At 62.9% G+C, this 16,989-nt stretch carries 15 protein-coding genes and 2 pseudogenes; 8 read left to right on the top strand and 9 right to left on the bottom strand.

What is annotated here, in order from left to right; translation table 11 throughout:
• Positions 1 to 2,142, bottom strand: a 2,142-nt coding sequence (locus ACR2J1_RS11270) for a CHASE2 domain-containing protein (protein WP_434019420.1), incomplete at its 3' end; no start/stop codon positions are given.
• Positions 2,143 to 2,347: 205 nt separating this feature from the next.
• Entirely contained in the window at positions 2,348 to 3,748 is a 1,401-nt protein-coding gene (locus tag ACR2J1_RS11265; RefSeq protein WP_434019419.1) for a flavin-containing monooxygenase, read from the bottom strand.
• Here ACR2J1_RS11265 and ACR2J1_RS11260 point away from each other — a divergent pair.
• Together ACR2J1_RS11260 and ACR2J1_RS11255 are read left to right on the top strand one after the other, a co-directional pair.
• Positions 3,711 to 4,472, top strand: coding sequence for a hypothetical protein (locus tag ACR2J1_RS11260; protein ID WP_434019418.1), 762 nt, complete (start codon positions 3,711 to 3,713; stop codon positions 4,470 to 4,472). The two genes, ACR2J1_RS11265 and ACR2J1_RS11260, sit on opposite strands and share 38 nt — an antisense overlap.
• 120 nt (positions 4,473 to 4,592) lie before the next feature.
• Positions 4,593 to 5,450, top strand: a complete 858-nt coding sequence (locus ACR2J1_RS11255) for a quinoprotein dehydrogenase-associated putative ABC transporter substrate-binding protein (RefSeq protein ID WP_434019417.1) — start codon at positions 4,593 to 4,595, stop codon at positions 5,448 to 5,450.
• A gap of 17 nt (positions 5,451 to 5,467) precedes the next feature.
• Here the strand turns inward: ACR2J1_RS11255 and ACR2J1_RS11250 are convergent, their stop codons facing one another.
• The gene (locus ACR2J1_RS11250) at positions 5,468 to 6,781 is read right to left on the bottom strand and encodes an ABC transporter substrate-binding protein (RefSeq protein WP_434019416.1); all 1,314 of its coding nucleotides are present in this window, start codon (positions 6,779 to 6,781) and stop codon (positions 5,468 to 5,470) included.
• Positions 6,782 to 7,451: 670 nt separating this feature from the next.
• Between ACR2J1_RS11250 and ACR2J1_RS11245 the strand changes: the two genes are divergently transcribed.
• Entirely contained in the window at positions 7,452 to 7,703 is a 252-nt protein-coding gene (locus ACR2J1_RS11245; protein WP_434019415.1) for a hypothetical protein, read from the top strand.
• Between the two features lie 71 nt (positions 7,704 to 7,774).
• Positions 7,775 to 8,113 carry a DUF975 family protein gene (locus ACR2J1_RS11240; RefSeq protein WP_434019414.1) on the top strand — a complete coding sequence of 113 codons (339 nt, stop codon included), beginning with the start codon at positions 7,775 to 7,777 and terminating at the stop codon, positions 8,111 to 8,113.
• 101 nt (positions 8,114 to 8,214) lie between these two features.
• On the opposite strand, the gene pqqE is transcribed toward ACR2J1_RS11240, so the two are convergent.
• From pqqE to pqqA, 4 genes are all read right to left on the bottom strand, one after another.
• The gene (pqqE, locus tag ACR2J1_RS11235) at positions 8,215 to 9,438 is read right to left on the bottom strand and encodes a pyrroloquinoline quinone biosynthesis protein PqqE (RefSeq protein ID WP_434019413.1); all 1,224 of its coding nucleotides are present in this window, start codon (positions 9,436 to 9,438) and stop codon (positions 8,215 to 8,217) included.
• Positions 9,435 to 9,737 carry a pyrroloquinoline quinone biosynthesis peptide chaperone PqqD gene (pqqD, locus tag ACR2J1_RS11230; protein ID WP_434019412.1) on the bottom strand — a complete coding sequence of 101 codons (303 nt, stop codon included), beginning with the start codon at positions 9,735 to 9,737 and terminating at the stop codon, positions 9,435 to 9,437. Before pqqD ends, pqqE begins: the two co-directional genes overlap by 4 nt.
• Positions 9,730 to 10,470: a pyrroloquinoline-quinone synthase PqqC gene (pqqC, locus tag ACR2J1_RS11225; protein WP_434019411.1), complete on the bottom strand. Its 741-nt coding sequence runs from the start codon at positions 10,468 to 10,470 to the stop codon at positions 9,730 to 9,732. Before pqqC ends, pqqD begins: the two co-directional genes overlap by 8 nt.
• 310 nt (positions 10,471 to 10,780) lie before the next feature.
• On the bottom strand, positions 10,781 to 10,870 hold the full coding sequence (pqqA, locus tag ACR2J1_RS11220; protein ID WP_434019410.1) for a pyrroloquinoline quinone precursor peptide PqqA: 90 nt from the start codon (positions 10,868 to 10,870) through the stop codon (positions 10,781 to 10,783).
• A gap of 160 nt (positions 10,871 to 11,030) precedes the next feature.
• Between pqqA and ACR2J1_RS11215 the strand changes: the two are divergent.
• Positions 11,031 to 11,950: pseudogene (locus ACR2J1_RS11215) on the top strand (LysR substrate-binding domain-containing protein).
• Positions 11,951 to 12,273: 323 nt separating this feature from the next.
• Positions 12,274 to 13,617, top strand: a pseudogene (locus ACR2J1_RS11210) (sodium:solute symporter family transporter); the annotation flags it as partial.
• Positions 13,618 to 13,620: 3 nt separating this feature from the next.
• On the opposite strand, the gene ACR2J1_RS11205 reads toward ACR2J1_RS11210, so the two are convergent.
• Positions 13,621 to 14,229, bottom strand: coding sequence for a hypothetical protein (locus ACR2J1_RS11205; RefSeq protein WP_434019409.1), 609 nt, complete (start codon positions 14,227 to 14,229; stop codon positions 13,621 to 13,623).
• An 80-nt stretch (positions 14,230 to 14,309) separates the two neighbouring features.
• Positions 14,310 to 15,899 carry a S10 family peptidase gene (locus tag ACR2J1_RS11200; RefSeq protein ID WP_434019408.1) on the bottom strand — a complete coding sequence of 530 codons (1,590 nt, stop codon included), beginning with the start codon at positions 15,897 to 15,899 and terminating at the stop codon, positions 14,310 to 14,312.
• 170 nt (positions 15,900 to 16,069) lie between these two features.
• Between ACR2J1_RS11200 and ACR2J1_RS11195 the strand changes: the two genes are divergently transcribed.
• Together ACR2J1_RS11195 and ACR2J1_RS11190 are read left to right on the top strand one after the other, a co-directional pair.
• A complete protein-coding gene (locus ACR2J1_RS11195) occupies positions 16,070 to 16,360 on the top strand; it encodes a hypothetical protein (protein WP_434019407.1) in 291 nt (96 codons plus the stop codon).
• Between the two features lie 189 nt (positions 16,361 to 16,549).
• Positions 16,550 to 16,927, top strand: coding sequence for a hypothetical protein (locus ACR2J1_RS11190; RefSeq protein ID WP_434019406.1), 378 nt, complete (start codon positions 16,550 to 16,552; stop codon positions 16,925 to 16,927).
• The last annotated feature ends 62 nt before the right edge of the window (positions 16,928 to 16,989 follow it).

Genomic DNA, 16,989 nt, shown 5'->3' with positions numbered 1-16,989 from the left:
GATGCGCTCCCGATAAAGCGCGTAGAGGCGGTCGAGACCGCTGATGGTTTCGCAGTCGCGGCTCAGAGCCTCGGCCGTGCCCCAGTCCTGCGCGCGGTAGCGCGACAGGAACTCGCCATGCCTCTCGGTGAGATTGATGAAGTCTTTCGACTGTCTGAGTGCCGCGTCGCCAAGGAGAGCGAAAACGCGCGTCGCTGCCGTCTTGCCTTTCACCTTCAGGAGGTCGATCTCGAGAAAGGCATAGTCCGCCGCGCGCGCCGCCGTCGATTCGCCGACGATCGTTTCGACGTCATAGGTCTTGGTCTGGCCCTCGAGGCGGGAGGCGACGTTCACATTGTCGCCGATCACCGAATAGTCGAAGCGCGTTTCCGAGCCGAGATTGCCGACGCAGCAAATGCCGGTGTTGAGGCCGATGCCGAGCTTCACCGGCTTGAAGGGACGCCTTTTCCAGATCGCGGCTTGCTCCCACTGTGCGTTCAGCTCGTGCATCTTCGTCATGATGCGCAGCGCCGCGCGGCAGGCATTGCTCGGATGCTCGGCATCCTCCAGCGGCGCGTTCCAAAACGCCATCAGGGCATCGCCCATATATTTGTCGATGGTGCCTTGCTCCTCGAGGACGATGTTGGTCAGGGGCGTGAAAAGCTCGTTCAGGAAGCGCGTCAACTCTTCCGCGTCGAGTCCCTCGGAAATGGTGGTGAAGCCGCGAACATCGCTGAACAGCAGCGTCATGTCCCGTGTCTCGCCGCCGAGCTTGAGACGCGAAGGGTCGTCGGCAAGGCGCTCGACAAGGGCCGGCGCCATGTAGTGCGAGAAGGCGTTGCGCACGCGGTTGCGCTCCTGCTCGGTGCGCAGAAAGACGAACAGGCTGCCGGTGATGTAGATCGCGGCGAACGCGATGGCCGGGTAGACCGGATCGACAAGCCAGCCGAGCACGGAATAGGCGTACCAGGAGGCGCCAATGACGGCGGCAACGGCGATTGCGACGAGGACCGCGCTGCCGAGCGCGCCCGCGCGGTAGATGAGAAACCCGACAAGGAGGCCGAGCACGAGGATGTAAAGGATCTCGGCGGGCTTGGCCCAATCGGGGCGCTGGAGGAATCCGCCTTGCAGAATCTGCTCCACGGCCTGGGCATGGAGTTCGACGCCTGGGATGGACGCATCGAGCGGCGTGGCCCGCAAATCGAGTAGGCCCGCCGCGCTCGTGCCGATGATGAGGATGCGGCCCTCGATGGCCTCCTTGTCGATCTCGCCATTGAGGATCTGCCACGCCGGCAGGTAGCGCTGCTGCGTATGGGGCGTGAACCTGATCCACATCTGGCCGTTGGCCTCGGTCGGGATCTCGAAGTCTCCGACGCGGATCTTGACGATGCCGGTCTTCTCGCCGAAGGCCTGCTCGCCGCTCGCGCCCGACGATTTCACGACATAGGTGGATGCGCCTTGCGCAAGCCGGAGCACATCGGCGGCGAGCGAGGGGTACAAATTCTCGCCGATCCGAACGACCATCGGCATGCGGCGGATGATCTGATCGTGCTCGGGAATCCAATTGAGGGTGCCCGCGCCCGAGGCTTGGTCTTGCAGCTCCTTGAGGCTTGCAGCCGCGCCGGGATAATGCGGCACGAAATATTTGGGTTCGTCACCGGCATGGGCGAATCCGGCCTTCACCTCCGGAATGGAGGTGCCTTGCGGGCTCGCGATGAAGCCGAGAAGGACAGGTCCCTTCGCGATGGCGTCGGCGAAGACCTGATCGTTTGACGGGAGCTTCTCAACCTCCGCCCGCAGATTCGTGAGCGCTTCGGACTGCGGCCAGAAGCGCAAGGCGCTCGCGGGCGACAGGCGGTCGGGTTCCGGGAACACCATGTCGAAGGCGATGGCGGCGGCGCCGTCGGCGGTCAGCTTGTTCACGAGGTCGGCGAGGATCGTGCGCGGCCACGGCCACTGGCCGACGCGCTTCAGCGACTCCTCGTCGATGTCGACAATGCGGACCGGGAGCGCCGGGTCGAAGGTCCGCGGGCTGATCTGCTGATAGGCGTCGAATGCCATCGACCGCAGCCGCGCAACCGGGCCCGGGTCCCAGATGCTCAGAACGAGCGCGCCGAGGATCACCGTCCCCACGATGAGGGCATAAAGATACCGAGGAGCCATCGCGCTGCTTGCTATCCCCCGCAAGGAAACCACGCCAAAGGCGGGCGCGGGGGCCGAGCCTAGTGGATGGCCGTCGCGGGTTCCAGTGCAAGTTTGGCGTGGCCGCGGGGGCAATGGCGCCGATCCTCAAGGGTCACGCAATTCCCCGCATTGGGCAGTAATTGCACGCAATTTCCCCAGCAATGTCCTGCAATTGGATCGACGCTCACGATGCCTCGCGCGACGCCCTGGTTTCGATCACGGAGGCGGGCACGCGCGTGGTCGGCCCCTTGAGGCCGCCCGGCTTCATCGGCGCTTCCTTGATGGGCCCGAAGCCGCGAATGTGCCGTTTCAGGGCGCGGCGATAGTCGTAATAGTTGGCCTCGAGCCGGTGCCGCGCGCTCTGGACGTAAGCGGCGCCGTCGAAGGATTTCCAGCCTTCGGCCTTGAGTTTGCGCAGCCAGCCGGCGCGCTCGTGGTCTTCGGCCTGGGCGACGAGATAGCTCGCCACGAGCTGGGACTGATAGTCGGCGAGGCGCCAGATACTGCCGTTGGCCTGGATCAAACCGACGGCGAAGAAGTTGTCAAACTCCGGGTGGAAGACGTTCAGGTAAAGTCGCGGCTGGCCGTCTGCGTCGAAGATCAAATCGTTGTCGAGGAAGGGAATGTCGATCTCGTAGCCGGTCGCGAACACGACGAGATCGGCCTCGATTTCGCTGCCGTCGCTGAAGCGGACTTTGCGGCCGGCGAACTCCGTGATGTCCGGCTTCACCCCGATCCGGCCGTGGGCGCAAAGCTGCGGAAGCACGGTGTTCATGGTCGGGTGGGTGTCCATGATGCGGTGCTCGGGCTCCGGGAGCCCGTAGCGCTCGTTCTTGCCGACGATGAGCCGGTGCCAATGCGTATAGAGCCGGTTACGCAGCCAGCGCGGCAAGGGCAGTTTCTCGCAGAAATTCACGATGCCGTCGGTCGGCCGGCCGAACATGAATTTCGGCACGAAATACGTGCCGCGTCGCATGCTCAGATAAATTCTTTGTGACACGCTCGTGGCATCGACGACGATATCGCAGGCCGAGTTGCCGGCGCCCACGACGAGGACGCGCTTATCGGTCAACTGATTCACGTGACGGTAGTCGCGCGAATGCATGATTTCGCCGGTGAAGGAGCCCGGGATGTCCGGCACGCGCGGCATGTGATGGTGGCCGTTGGCGACCACCAGCGCACGGTAGAAGCGCGGGCGGTCCTCACCCGCGATCTGCACGCGCCAGCCGCCGTCGGTGCGCTCGGCGCGCTCGACCGTGGTGTTGAACTCGATCCGGTCGAGGATGCCGAAATTCATGGCATAGGCGCGCAAATAGGCCAGGGTTTCGCGATGCGAGGGGTAGGTTGGGTATTCCTCGGGAATGGGAAAATCCTGGAACCCGGTATATTTCCGCGAGGAGACCAGGAAGGTGGTGTCGTAGACGACGCCGGTCGTGGTGTCCTCGTTCCAGAGCCCGCCGATATCGGCCTCCCGCTCCAGGCAATCGAAGGGGATGCCGCGCTCGGCAAAGGTCTTCGCGGCGGCCAGGCCCGAGGAGCCCGCGCCGATGATGCAAACCTTGTCCGTGTCGCTTTTGATATCCATCAAAAGGGCATCCTTTCACGCCCGGGGGACCGCCATAAAGCCCTTGCTTTTGGCCCTATCGTCGCAGGTTTATTCCCTGCCGGGAACGCTGTGTCATAATAGGGCGTTCTTGGTTTCTCCGCGCAAAGGGGCTTGGAGCCTCGCCGCTATGCGCTTACTCTCTTCAACAGGAATGACTCGCTGCGGCGGACAGCTCTCAATGCGTGTTCCGATCCTTGCACTGGCTGCTATTTTAGGTCTGGGGCTGTTTTGCGCCAGCGCCGATGCGGCCCGATTCAGATATCCTACCGTCGTTAATCCGTATTGTGACATCGAGACCTATGCGCTGCGCGACGTTGCGGAGCAGGCCATGTCGCTGCTGGATTCCGGCAAGCGCCCGGTCATCGTCGTGAACGCCCACACGCTCAGCAAGTCACCAGCCTACGGCGATTTCCTTATGGCGCATGAATGTTGCCACCATAACCTCGGCCATGTTCAGCGCTACCACGAGAGGCTTGGCCATCTCGGGCCGCAGCCCTTCTTCTACATCTTGCCGGAGCTGAAGCAGATGGAGCTCGATGCGGATTGCTGCGCCGTGCGTATGCTGAAGTCCAAGCAGGAAACATGCGGCATCGGTTCCGCGCGGATGACGATGCTCAATTTCGGTTCCAAGCCGACAGGGGCGCATTATCCGACCGGTACCGAGCGCGCGGACAATATCGCCGTTTGCAACGCGAAAGACTAACAGCCCTCGGCTTCCCGAGCAGACGCTTCCTTCACAACGACGTTAGGCGGCCGACCCGTGCGAAACGCGTTGGGGACCACTATGTTAAGGTGCGTGCAATACGAGGTGGATGTGAACCGAATGAGCAATTCGGCGACGCGTCAGAGCGGCTGGCGTCTGGCGACGCCGCTTCTGGTTGCCGCGTTCGGCGTGCTTGCCTTTGCCGGCGCGGCAGGCAGCGCCGCTGCAAATCCGTGGCTCCGCGTCTGCGCCGATCCCGACAACATGCCATTTTCCAATCACGAGGGCGCCGGTTTCGAGAACAAGCTTGCGGAGATGATCGCAGAGAAGCTCGGCGCCAAGCTCGATTACACCTGGATCGCCGAAGGGCGCGGCCTCGTGCGCGACAGGATGGGAGCGACCTCCTGCGATCTCGTCATGGGCTACGCGCAAGGCACGGGCCTCGTCGAGGACACTAATCCCTACTACCACACCACCTACGTTCTCATTTATCGCGCCGACGATGCCGACCTTAAGGGCGTGAATACGCTCACGGATGCGCGGCTTAAAAATAAGCGCATCGGTCTCTTCGCACGCACCCCGCCGGCAAGCATGCTGGCGATGAATGGATTGGTCGGGAGCGCCAAGCCGTTCGAGGTTGGGGACCACAGGTCGACAGATGCGGCAAATGCGATGATGGCCGAACTTGCGTCAGGCAAGCTCGACGCGTCGCTATTGTGGGGTCCGGTCGGAGGCTATTCCGCGCAGCGATCCGACGTGCCGCTCACGATCGCGCCGCTGGTCAAGGAGCAGGCCGGTCCGACGCCCATCCACGGCATCACCATGGGCGTACGGCCCAACGAGCCGGAATGGAAGCACAAGATCAATAAGGTGATTGCCGAGAATCAGGCCGAGATCAACGCGATCCTGCTCGCCTACAACGTGCCGCTGTTGGATCAGCAGGGGCGCCTCATCGAGGCGCGCTCGCCTGAGCGCTAGGCCTCCGAGCACTTCGCCTAGCCGGGCGCGGCCGCCGACGTGGTCTCCATCCGGCATTTGCTCTCAGGCTCATCGATGCCAAGCGTGTCCACCTCTATGTCGGGGTGCACGGCATGCGGAAAACCGCGCTGCGGCGAGACCGAGACCGGAACCTTGTCGGTTGCGATGAGGATAGGCTGACGGAACTGGCCGTCCCACGGGCGAAATTGCTGCTTTATGCCTTTGAAAGGCGCAAGCTGGAGCTTGTCGCTGTGAATGAACTTTGCCACCGTCGCAACGTCATTTTCGGCATTGCGGGTGACACCCTCGCCGATGGCGCGCGTGGCGACGTACGCCTGATAATCGATTGGCAGCATCAGGCGCCGGTTATCCTTCTCGAAATTGTTGTTCGCCTGGGTCGCGCCCCACTTCTCGTGGCCGCGACTCCAGGTCGTGGCGACGAGGCCGGTCGTGCCCGCAACGATCCTCGGCTTGCCGCCACCGCGATAAGGGATCTGGGGCCCGAACAGCTGCTCTTCGTCGGCGACCATGATGACGTCATAAGCAGGATCGGCTTCCGCGCCCGACTTCTTGCTCGGGGGGATGGTGCCGACATCGTCGCGCCTGCCGCCGGAAATATCCTGATACTCGCGCACGTCGACGATTTTGGCGCCGAAGCGTCCCGCGGCGCGCTTGACGGCCTCGGCATAGGCGAGGTCGGCGGGCGTTGAGCCGTGCACCAGAAGCCAGTCCTTCCACTCCATCGTCACGAGATATTGCGCGAGCGCGTCGGCCAGCATGTAGCGGTCGGGCGCGATGTGCATGACGTTGCTGCGGCAGTCTTGCTGGCGCAACGACACGTCTGTCGCGCGGACATTGAAGAGCAAGATATCCTTGCCGCGCGACCAGTCGGCGAGCTTGATAAGGGTCTCGGCCGAAGCGTCGACGATGATGTAATGATGCCCGCTCTCGTAGAGCTTCTGCAAACCCGCCAGGGCTTCATCCCCGGAGATCGCGTCGGCCACGTCGAGCGAATAGAGATGCCCCATGAACTGGCCGCCTGCGTTATTTTCTCCAAGCCCCATCCTCGCGCCGGCGAGGCCGGCGTCTCTCGGCTCCATGTCGAGCCGGGATGCTGGCGTTGGGCGCTCCATGGATTCACGCACATAGCCGATGCGGACGGGCCGCAGCTCGGTCGATTGGCCGAATGCTGCCGCGGGCGGCTCGCTATCGGTGCGCTCGTTCGCAGCAAGGGCCGGGGGTAGCTGGAAAAGGACGAGCAGGGCCAGGATTACGGCGGGGAGCCTTAGGCAGACAGCGCTCGGCGATGGGGCTCTTGGGGAACGTTCCATGGACAACGGCACTATCCAAAACGATGTTTCGGGCCGGCGCCCGAATGGCCTTATCGGCAGCGCCGAGGAGGCTTCATGGTAACGACAAAGAAACAGGCATTGCAAGATGGCAACCGGCGCGGGATGAAATAGCATAGATAAATGTTAAGGTGCCGTTCCGTTCAAACCATAGGGATTTCAAGGCGCTAGGAGTGGCAGCGGACGCCAAATGGCGCTGAAGGAGCGGGAGGCGGTGACAAGGGTGGCTTAAACAACTTCGCGCCCCCATCATTGCGGGTGCTCCCTATTAAAGGAGAGTGTCTTGCGGTGGATCTTGTGCTTAGCGGCGTTCGGCTTGGCGGTGGGGTTGAGCCTGGGAGCGGGCGCCGAAGACGAAACGAAAGCCCCGGCCAAATGCCTGAAGGCTGAGATCAACCCGGTTACCGGCCATACGATGTGCATTGATCCTTTGGGCGCGCCGGTCGAGGCGGCGCCAAAGGTTTGGCTGGAACCCTGCAAGGAGGGGGCGGAGAGCGGTCAGGGCAAGGATGCCAAACCTTCGGGCGCTTGGACGTTTCGGCCCAATTGCACCCCACAGCCGGGCGAAAGCTGACGCCGGCTAGACTCCAGGAAGTGTGACAACTCTGCGTGGGGCGCGCCAATTCGAATTTAAGGCGGCTATCGGGCGGCGATGGAATTCTCGACAGGCACAGCCTTACGCTTCGGGTGGAAGACGATCAAGAAGCGGCCCTGGTTCTTCGTGGCCGCCGGCCTTCTCATCTTGCTCGTGTCGTTTGTCGTCGGCGTCGTCACAAGCAGCATCGACTGGGCGCTAACCGGCTCGCCCGATGAGGCTTCCCTCGTCGGCAGCCTCATCAACACCGCCCTCGGCATCCTGATTTACCATGGGCGCCACGGCGTTCTATCTCGATGCGCACGATAACCCCGGCACGGTAACGCTCGCTTCGCTCTGGCATCCGCAAACCCTTCTGGAAATTTCTCGGCGCGTCGATTTTGGTCGGCCTCACGATGGCGGTCGGGTTCCTGCTGCTGATCGTGCCGGGGATCATCTTCGCGCTCATGTTCCTCTTCACGACCTTCATCGTGATCGATCGTCAACTCGGTCCTATCGAGGCGATGAAGGAGAGCAATCGCATCACGCGCGGTCACAAATGGCGGCTGCTCGGCCTCCTGTTGCTGCTGACACTCATCAACATTCTGGGGTTGATGGCGCTGAGCCTGGGCCTTCTCATCTCTATCCCGGTTTCGTCGCTCGCCTTCACTTACGCCTATCGCACGCTCTCCGGGACGCCTCTCGCGCGGGTCGCTGCCATGGTCGCGCAAGCGGCGTGAGTGACGGTTGCGAGGCCGGGGGCATGCGCGAAAGCGCCCAGGCCTGAGGGCTCCCGCTGCTGCGCTAATTCATCTGGCTTCGCTGTCTTGGATCTGCGCGTCTATTCCGCGGGGACGAGCTCAGGTTCTGTGGCTGGCATCGGCGCGTTGCGCGGATTGCGGTAGATGAACGGCGTCGGCGGCTTCGCGGCTTCAGAGCGGGCAAGCGCCACCATCTCGCCGTGATAGGGCGAGAGCGCACAGGCCGGATCGGTGTTGCGCGGATCGCCCGATATGGCCATGGCCTGGCAGCGGCAGCCGCCGAAGTCGATGTCCTTGAGGGCGCAGGAGCGGCAGGGCTCCTTCATCCATTCCGTGCCGCGGAAGGCATTGAAGGCGCTCGAATTGAGCCAGATATCGAGCAGCGGGCGCTCCGCGACGTTGTCGAATTGCAGGCTCGGAATGGTCTCCGCCGCATGGCAGGGCAGGACCTTGCCGGCCGGGGTGATGTTCATGAAGCCTTTGCCCCAGCCGCCCATGCAGGGCTTCGGACGCTTGGCGTAGTAGTCCGGCACAACCATGTCGATGGTGAGGATGCCTTTCAGGCGCTCGCGCTCGCGCTCGACGAGTTCGATGCTTTCGAGGGTCTGCTCGTAAGTGGGGATCAGCGCCGCGCGGTTGAGATAGGCCCAGCCGTAATATTGCACATGGGCGATCTCGAGTCGTTGCGCGCCGAGCTTAAGCGCGAGCTCGATATAGCGGCCGACATTGTGGATGTTCTGGCGGTGAATGGGGGCATTGACGGTTAGAGGCAGGCCCATCTCTGTGACCCATTTCGCCACGTCGAGCTTCTTCTGCGTGGCGCCGGGATAGCCGCCGATGCGCTCGGCGTTCTGGGGATCGACGTCCTGGAACGAGATCTGCACGTGATCGAGGCCGCGTTTGGCGAGGCCCTCAAGCCGCTCGCGCGTGAGCGTGACCGCGGCGGTGATGAGATTGCTGTAAAGGCCGGCATCGGCGGCCGCCGACACGATGTCCTCAAGGTCCTTCCGCGCGCAGGGCTCGCCGCCGGACAGATGCACCTGGAGAATGCCCATCTCGCCGGCCTGCTTCATCACCGAAACCCATTGCTCTGTCGTGAGCTCACGATTGACGCGCTCAAGCTCGAGCGGGTTGGAGCAATAGGAGCATTGTAAGGGACAACGATGCGTCAGCTCCGCGAGAAGCCCGACCGGCGCGCGGGCGCACAGCATGTCTGTCTCGCTACCGGTCACGCCCGAGGTCGGCTCGTCATCGACGACGAGCGTTTCGCAATGTCCAAATCCGTTCGTTTTGGTCGGGCTCATCCCTTGACATATCCCTTGTCCGCGAGGCCTTGGAGCAGTTCCGTCACGTCGGTCAGAATGACATCGACAGGGGCTGCGTATTCCTTGGCGAGCGTTGCGGCGATATCCTCCACGGTTCTAGTGCCGTCGCAGAGCCTGAGCACCGCGACTGCGGTTTGGTCCGGAGTCAGGATACGCTCCGGCGCCAGCAAAACCCATCTGCCGCGCCCCGCATCGTGGCGCAGCTTGAGATAAGGCGGCAGATGCGGCCGCGTCTGCGGGCCGACGATGAGGCGTCCGGCAGACTTTGTTTCAACCATCGGGCCCGGCCGGCACGAAGGCGCCCGGCGGAATCATCGCCGGATCGACATAAGCCAAATAGAGCGCATCGAGCTGCGCCCAGAGCACGTTGGTCTTGAACTTCAGCGCGTCGAGGACCGCCGTCTGAGCCTCGGGCGTGCGCGCGTGGCGCTTCACGTAATCCAGCGCGAAGGCCGCGTCGTCCGGCGCCTGCTTCAGGCGGCGGCGGAAATATTGCATCACGTCGTCGCTGATGAAGTCGTAATTCTTCAGCATGCTGGAGATGCGCTCGGCGTGGATCTTCGGCGCGAACAGCTCGGTCAGGGATGACGCCACGGCTTCGACCAGAGTCTTCTCGCGCACGAAATTGACATAGGCCTCGACTGCGAAGCGGGTCGCGGGCAGGGCGCCCTTCGTCGAGATGACATAGTCGCGGTCGAGACCGAGACCGTCGGTGAGCACGAGCCAGCGCTCGATGCCGCCTTCCTCATCGCCAAAGCCGTCATGGTCGTGGATGCGATGCACCCAATCGCGGCGTAGCTCGCGGTCGTGGCACCGGCTGATCAAAGCGGCGTCCTTACGGGGCACGGCCGACTGATAGCAGTAACGGTTCAAGGCCCAAGCCTGGACCTGGCCCTTGTTGAGCTTGCCGCCGTGCAGCAGCTTATGAAAGGGATGCTTGTCGTGATACTGAGCGTCGCCAATGGCGCGAAGCTCCTGTTCGAGTTCCTCCGGGCTCATGATCTTTGTCATGGCTCTACCTCTTTAGTGACGGTTCTAGGAGAAACCCGAGTAGTCCTTGCATGACCCTACAACCTTGATGCGTGTCAACGGCATGCTCGCCCGCAGGTCTTTCAGCTGTTCTCGTGATCCCGCCTGATGACTCTCTCGGTGTAAACATGGTGTTTCATCGTGAGTATCGCATGAGTGCTTCATGAATAGTTCTTTGCAATCACATTAAGATCATCTGACAGAGCGAAGAAGCGGGATTTAGGGCCTCTAACGCAAAACGGCGACCCAGGCCTAGGGATCGCAGTTCGCGTTTCCAAGATGAGTCAGACGACTAAGCGCGGTCCAGCTCGGCCGGCAGGTAGCTCGTCACTTCCATGCCGGATTCCGTCTCGACGATCGTCGGCTTGTTCCACTCACGCATTTTTGGTTCCCCCTAGCGAAGTTTATTGCCAAGCAAGCTGACCGCCAGACGGTACGAACCTGAAACCCTGCGCGATCAGCGCCACACTTCAATATGGCCGGCGGGTGTGATAATTTCGAATCGTATTTTCTTATGGTAAAGATAAGCGTGCCTTATCGTCTTGGTCTCGCTCCGGCAGCTTCGCTACCTCGAATCCCTCGCCGAGACTTTGCATTCGGTCACGCCGCGGAGCAATGCGCGGTCAGCCAGCCTGCGCTCAGCATGCAGATCAAGGAGCTCGAGCAGGAGCTTGGCGTTACCCTGGTGGAGCGCCGGAAGTCCGGCATCGAGCTGACGGAGCAGGGCGAGGAGATTGCGAGGCGCGCCCGCGCGGTGCTCGCCTCGGTGCGCGACCTCGTCGACTATGCGTGCCACCAAGGCCCACCGCTGACGGGATCGCTTAAGCCGGCGCCATCCCTTCCATCGCGCCCTATCTCCTGCCGACCGCGTTGCCGGAGCTGAAACGCCGCTTCCCGAATCTCACGCTACAATTGCGGGAGACCGTCACCGAGAATCTGCTGCGCGAGCTTGTCGGCGGCGATCTCGATCTCATTCTTGTCGCGCTTCCCATCGAACATGACGAAGTCGAGACCCCTGCATCTGTTCGACGACCGCTTCATCCTCGCGGCGCGCGCCGACGCCACCGACGCGGACCTTCCCAACGCGACGCCCTCCATGCTGGCCAGCGCTAGGCTCTTGCTCCTGGAAGAGGGGCACTCCCTGCGCGATCAGGCGCTGTCCTACTGTCACCTGATAACGCCGGAAGGGCGCAACAGCTTCGGCGCATCGAGCCTCGCCAACATCGTGCAGATGGTCGCCAACGGCTACGGCATCACGCTGCTTCCGGAGATGGCACTTGCGAGCGAAGTGCACCATCGCGACGACATTCGTTTGTTGCGGTTTCCCGCGCCGGAGCCGAAGCGGGACATCGGCCTTGCCTGGCGCAAGACCTCGCCGCGCAAGACGGACTTCCTCCAGCTCGCACAACTTCTGCGCGACGCAGCGCCCCAACCCGATGATTCTCACGCCGACCGCCGATAGCATTGTCCGGAATCGATCCCTTGCGGCTAACATAGGCGATGTCGGGCGGCGGCGCGGACGGGGGAGGCGGACACGCAAAGCATTCAAATCTCGATCGCAGTCGTGCTGGTGCTTTTTGCCCTCCTGGGGGTCGTCGCCGGAACGCGTAGAGTTTCTCTCTTCTTCGCGGCGGGGCGACTGGTCCACCCCGTCTATAACGGCATGGCGATCGCGGCCTCCTTGTTCGCCGTGCTTGCCTTTGTCGGGGTCGCGACAGTTACTCCGCTACAGCCCAAGAACGCTCTTCTTATCGTGCTCGGCGGGGTAGGGGGCTCCTTCTCGCCGCGCTCCTCATCGCACCTTATTTGCGCAAGTTCGGCGGCGTCACCGTCCCGGACTTTTTCGGCGAGCGCTTCGGAACGATGGCGCGCGTCCTTGCCGTCCTCGTCGTGATCGCGGTGGCGTTTCCGGCCCTCGTGCTCGCGCTATCGGCACTCGGCACTTTCGTCGTGCAGGCGTTGAACGTCGATTTTCAGGAGGGCATCGCCGTCGTGGTCGCCATGTTGCTCGCCAGCACGCTTTTTGGTGGGATGCGCGGGCTGAGCGCCAATCTCAGCCTGCAATATGCCGTGCTCCTCGCTGTGTCCGTCGTCGCGCTCGGCCTGGGTCTTCTACGTGAAGGCTCGTTTGCCGGTGCGGTTCCAGACGGCACGCGCCTGCCCGATCTCGCCTTGACGCTTGGCCTTGCGGGTTTTGCCCCCGACGATTCGGTCAACCAGGCCGCGCTGATTTTCTGTCTCGTGGCCGGTACGGCTGTATTCCCGCATGCTCTGATGCATGCTTTCACCACGCCGTCGGTGGACAACACGCGATGGTCGTTCTTCTGGGCGATCCCGCTTATTGCTGCGTTGCTGGCCCTGGCGCCGGCCTATGCTGCGTTGTCTGAGACCTCTCCAGTTGCCGCGGCGCGCTCGGGGACGATCCTTTGCGCGGGACTGCTGATCTTAGGAGCGATTACGGCGTTGCTCGCGGTGGCGAGCGGGCTCCTGCTCGCGATGAGCAACGCCATTTCCTACGATGTGATCTACAGGAGCCTGTATTCGACGGCGACGCCGGCGATACGCCTCTTTGCGGCGCGCGCGGTCCTCGTTGGCGTCGCCGCGCTTGCGGCTTTTGCGTCATTGCGCGGTCCGAGCGAGATCGTCGCCATGACGCCCGCTGCTATCTCGGTCGCGGCGAGCGGGCTTTTGCCCGGACTTCTGCTCGGCATTTGGTGGAAGCGGACAAATGCGGCGGGCGCCGTCTTCGGCATGGTCGTGGGGATCGTCGTCTCCCTCTGCTATTTTCTGCTGCCGCGCTATTTCCCCATCACGTTCTATGAGATGTCCAGCCTCGTCTTCGCCAGCGGCGACGACATCGCGCGCTACGCCACGCTGAAAGAGGCTTATGCCTTGGCTGGGGGTCTCGCAAAGGAAGCAGCGCGTACTGCGTGGGAGCAGGAGCTGCACGCGCGCACGCTTTGGTGGGGAATCAAGGACGTGTTGGCCGGCGTATTCGCCGTACCCGTTTCTTTGCTCGCCATGATCCTTGTGAGCCTCGTGACCAAGCGACCCTCGCCCGACATGCAGGCCTTCGTCATGGAGATGAGACGGCGCGACGCCGAGAGCGAGGCACGGACCGCGGTCTGAGGTTTACTCGCTGTCGGACTGCCCGGGCTCTTTCGGTTCTTCCGTGGGCTTTGCGTCATCGCCGAGAAGGCGGAAGGAGTCGCGGAAGTTCTGGGCGTCCTCGCCTGTGGCGTGCGCCTTGGGGCCGGCCGAGACCAGCAGATAGATGCGATCGCCCGCGGGCACGAGATCAAGGAGATGACTGATCTTGCGTTTGGCGTCGTCGGCCCTCGCTTCATAGCCCGGGCGTCCGGCGATAGTGGCCGGACCTTTCGTTCGCAGTCGCGCCTCGCTGCCCTTGGCGTAAGCGGTGACGACGTTGGAAAAATACTCATTGTCGGGAGGGTTCGGCGCGCGGCCCGCGGGATATTCGAAGACCACGACGGTGTAGACGCGGTCCTCGTCCAGTTCGACCTGGAACTGGTGCTGGAGCAGGGGATTCTGACCCTCGACCGGCGTGCTTGCCACCGTGGGCTTGCCGGGGAACGATGCCGCGAAGCCGCGGTCGGGTGCCGAGAACTCCGTCCATTGAGGGTCCGCCGCCTCATCGGTCTGCGGTTGCTCCTCCGCGCCCGCAAACGCGGTCGCCGCAAGAAGCAGAGCCGAGGCCAGAATTACCCTTCGCATAGTCATTCCCGATCCCTCGTCCGGTGCAGCCGAATCGGCATGTTAGCCGATCGCGGCCGTCACTTCATCGCGCCCCAAGGGATGCCCTACGAAGAGCGCAGCGCGCGTTCGTAGAGGGCTGCGGCATCGTCCTTGAGCGCTTGGCGCGAATCCGGCCGCATGTAAAGCATGTGCCCGCCGGCGTAGTTCTCGATGGTGATCGGGGTCGAGCCTTCGAGGGGAGCAAACTGGTTCACCACGAAGGTCGGCACGAGATAGGGCGTGATCAAGTCGGTGTAGCCCGACGCGATCATCACCTCAAGCGATGGATTGGCCGCGCGTGCCTCCTGGATGTCGTCGAGGACATCGGCATAGCCTTGGCGCGTCGGAGTGGTGCCGAAGTCCCATTTCTGCCGGACCTCGCGATTGAGGAGACGGTAGGGCTTGTCGGTCTTGAAGCCGAGATCGGTCTGCGCGTATTCGACAAAGGCGGATGTCCAAAGCGGCACCGTGGAATCGAGCACGGGGTCGGGCCCGCGCGGCCACTCGCTCGTGGGGTGGGGATCGGGTCCGCTCACGCTGCCGTCATAGCGGCTCAGGACGCGGCCGCCCTTCCTATCGAACTGCTTGATGAAAAGCGACGGGCTGATGCGCGCGCGATGTTTCTCGACGAGCTCGAGCGGCAGGCCGGTCAGCCGCGACACCGCCTCGCTCGCTTCCTTGCCGCCTTCGTCCGCACCTGAGGCGAGGGCCGCGAGGTAATCCGATAGAGCGTATTGCTCCACCTCTTTCAGTGCCGTGCCGAGCGCCTCACGCTCGGTCACGCCCTTGCTCTCCAGATTGACCGCCGCGAAGGAGGGCAGATCGAGCGCCCAGGCCAGAGGATTGTAGTCTTCGAGATTGAGAAGGGCGAAGTCGAGCGCCGGCGAGATCAGCAGCAGCCCATTGGGCGAGATGCCGCCGCTTGTCTGCAGCTTGCGCGTGATGCTCGCCGCGCGGAACGCGCCGTAACTTTCTCCCATGAGGAAAACGGGGGACGCCATGCGGCCGGCGTCGATGAGATAGAGACGAATGAAATCGGCAAGCGCGTCGGTGTCCTGCTCGACGCCGTAGTAATCCTTCTCGTCCTTGCCTTCGCCGACCTGGCTGTAGCCGGTGCCGACAGGATCAACGAACACAAGGTCGGTCGTGTCGAGCCAGGTGCTGCCATTGTCTTTGAGGCGGGGAGGCGGGCCGAGGATCTCGCCGGTGGCGGTGACGTCGATGACCTTGGGCCCGATGCCGCCGAGGTGGAGATAGGCGGATGCCGCGCCTGGGCCGCCGTTGAAAACGAATGTGATGGGTCGTTTGCTGTCGGGGGGATTGGCCGCATAGGCGACGTAGAAAATTGCGGCGTCGGTTTTGCCGTGGGCATCGCGCAAGCGAACGCTTCCGGCCTTCGCCTTATAGTCGAGACTCTGTCCCGCAATGTCGATGCGGTGCTGCGTCGTGACGGCAGCCGGCAGCAGAGCCTTGTCCGCGTGGTCGGCCGCCTCCGGCTCGTTGCTAGAGACGTCTGAGCTCGGCGGAGCCGCGCGCTCCTTGCTCGCCTCGATCGGCGGGTGCGCGCCATGCTCTTGCGCGAACGTGCCGGCAGGCAGCAGCAACACAAGCGCCGACAGGGCAATAGCGCGCATAAGATTGGACGTGGCGGTCAAGGGTGGCTCCGTAAAGCTGGAGAATTTCAACAGTGCAGCGCTCGCGGCCGAGCACATTTCGGAGCATATAATAATTCGGAGCATATAATAATAAGGCCGCCGCCGCGTAAGGTGCGCGAAGTCACCGCAGCAACCATCTGTAGGCCATTTTTACGGTCCATGAGGCGAGAATGGCAAGGATCCCTACGGCAACTTTCTGGGCATTGCTGTTTCTCGGTGCGGGCCTTTTTGCTTGCGCCAACCCGGAGCAGGAGCGCGCACGCAGCCTGGAAGCCCAAACGGCGATGAACGGCGAAGACGATGCTGCCTGTCGTCCCAAGGGCGCCCCCGGAACGGATGCCTATGACGATTGCCGGCAGGCTCTCGCCGAGGCCCGAGCGCAGGAAGGCGCCATTCAAGAACGGAAGCGCCGCGACTTCGACAGGGTACTCGGCGCTGGCACCGACGACTATCGCGACTAATCGGCCGCCGCAGGCTCGGCTGCCTTTCCCGCCCACCCATCACAATCGGCCCTGTGCTTCAAAAAGCGGCACGCGTTAACGTTTGTGCCCCTCAATGACCCAGGCATTGCCCCCTGAGCGCCAGCTTATCGCCTTGTTCTTCAAGCGCTTACTCCTTTGCGTGTATTGCGCAGATGAGGTGTAATAATTATGCTGAAGATTCAAGCTCTGATCGCGACGATCCTTCTTGCCATCGCCGTCATGGCGCCCGTCGATTTTGCCGAGGCGCGGGTGACGGCATTCTCGGCCAAACCGTCAGCAAAATTGGGCCCACGCCCGTCGCGTTGGTGCGGCTGGTGGATGCGGTCGCAGAAGGGCGGCGGCCCCGAATTGAACCTTGCCCGGAACTGGGCGAAATGGGGCCGTCCCACAAAGCCGCGGGTTGGCGCGGTCGTCGTTTGGAAAAGCCATGTCGGCATGATCACCGGCCGCAATGGGGCTGGTCAGTGGATCATCAAGTCGGGCAATGACGGCGGCCGAGTGCGCGAACGTGTGCGCTCCGTCAAGGGCGCCGTATTCCGCATCTGATACTCGACACCCGCAAGGGGGCGAGCGAGTGCGCGCTCCCAATCCCCTTTCTTGAGGAGCAG

Origin of the sequence: Methyloceanibacter sp. (genome assembly GCF_050999895.1) — a bacterium.
GTDB lineage: Bacteria > Pseudomonadota > Alphaproteobacteria > Rhizobiales > Methyloligellaceae > Methyloceanibacter.
The sequence above is the reverse complement of the archived record's forward strand: the minus strand, read 5'-3'. Positions and strand labels throughout refer to the sequence as shown.

Coding starts and splice junctions, on each gene's coding strand:
- pqqD (WP_434019412.1), bottom strand. CDS start 9,737: ATGGTTGAAACAAAGTCTGCCGGACGCCTCATCGTCGGCCCGCAGACG.
- ACR2J1_RS11255 (WP_434019417.1), top strand. CDS start 4,593: ATGAGCAATTCGGCGACGCGTCAGAGCGGCTGGCGTCTGGCGACGCCG.
- pqqA (WP_434019410.1), bottom strand. CDS start 10,870: ATGCGTGAGTGGAACAAGCCGACGATCGTCGAGACGGAATCCGGCATG.
- ACR2J1_RS11250 (WP_434019416.1), bottom strand. CDS start 6,781: ATGGAACGTTCCCCAAGAGCCCCATCGCCGAGCGCTGTCTGCCTAAGG.
- ACR2J1_RS11205 (WP_434019409.1), bottom strand. CDS start 14,229: ATGACTATGCGAAGGGTAATTCTGGCCTCGGCTCTGCTTCTTGCGGCG.
- ACR2J1_RS11265 (WP_434019419.1), bottom strand. CDS start 3,748: ATGGATATCAAAAGCGACACGGACAAGGTTTGCATCATCGGCGCGGGC.
- ACR2J1_RS11190 (WP_434019406.1), top strand. CDS start 16,550: ATGCTGAAGATTCAAGCTCTGATCGCGACGATCCTTCTTGCCATCGCC.
- ACR2J1_RS11195 (WP_434019407.1), top strand. CDS start 16,070: ATGGCAAGGATCCCTACGGCAACTTTCTGGGCATTGCTGTTTCTCGGT.
- ACR2J1_RS11260 (WP_434019418.1), top strand. CDS start 3,711: ATGATGCAAACCTTGTCCGTGTCGCTTTTGATATCCATCAAAAGGGCA.
- pqqC (WP_434019411.1), bottom strand. CDS start 10,470: ATGACAAAGATCATGAGCCCGGAGGAACTCGAACAGGAGCTTCGCGCC.
- pqqE (WP_434019413.1), bottom strand. CDS start 9,438: ATGAGCCCGACCAAAACGAACGGATTTGGACATTGCGAAACGCTCGTC.
- ACR2J1_RS11245 (WP_434019415.1), top strand. CDS start 7,452: ATGGAATTCTCGACAGGCACAGCCTTACGCTTCGGGTGGAAGACGATC.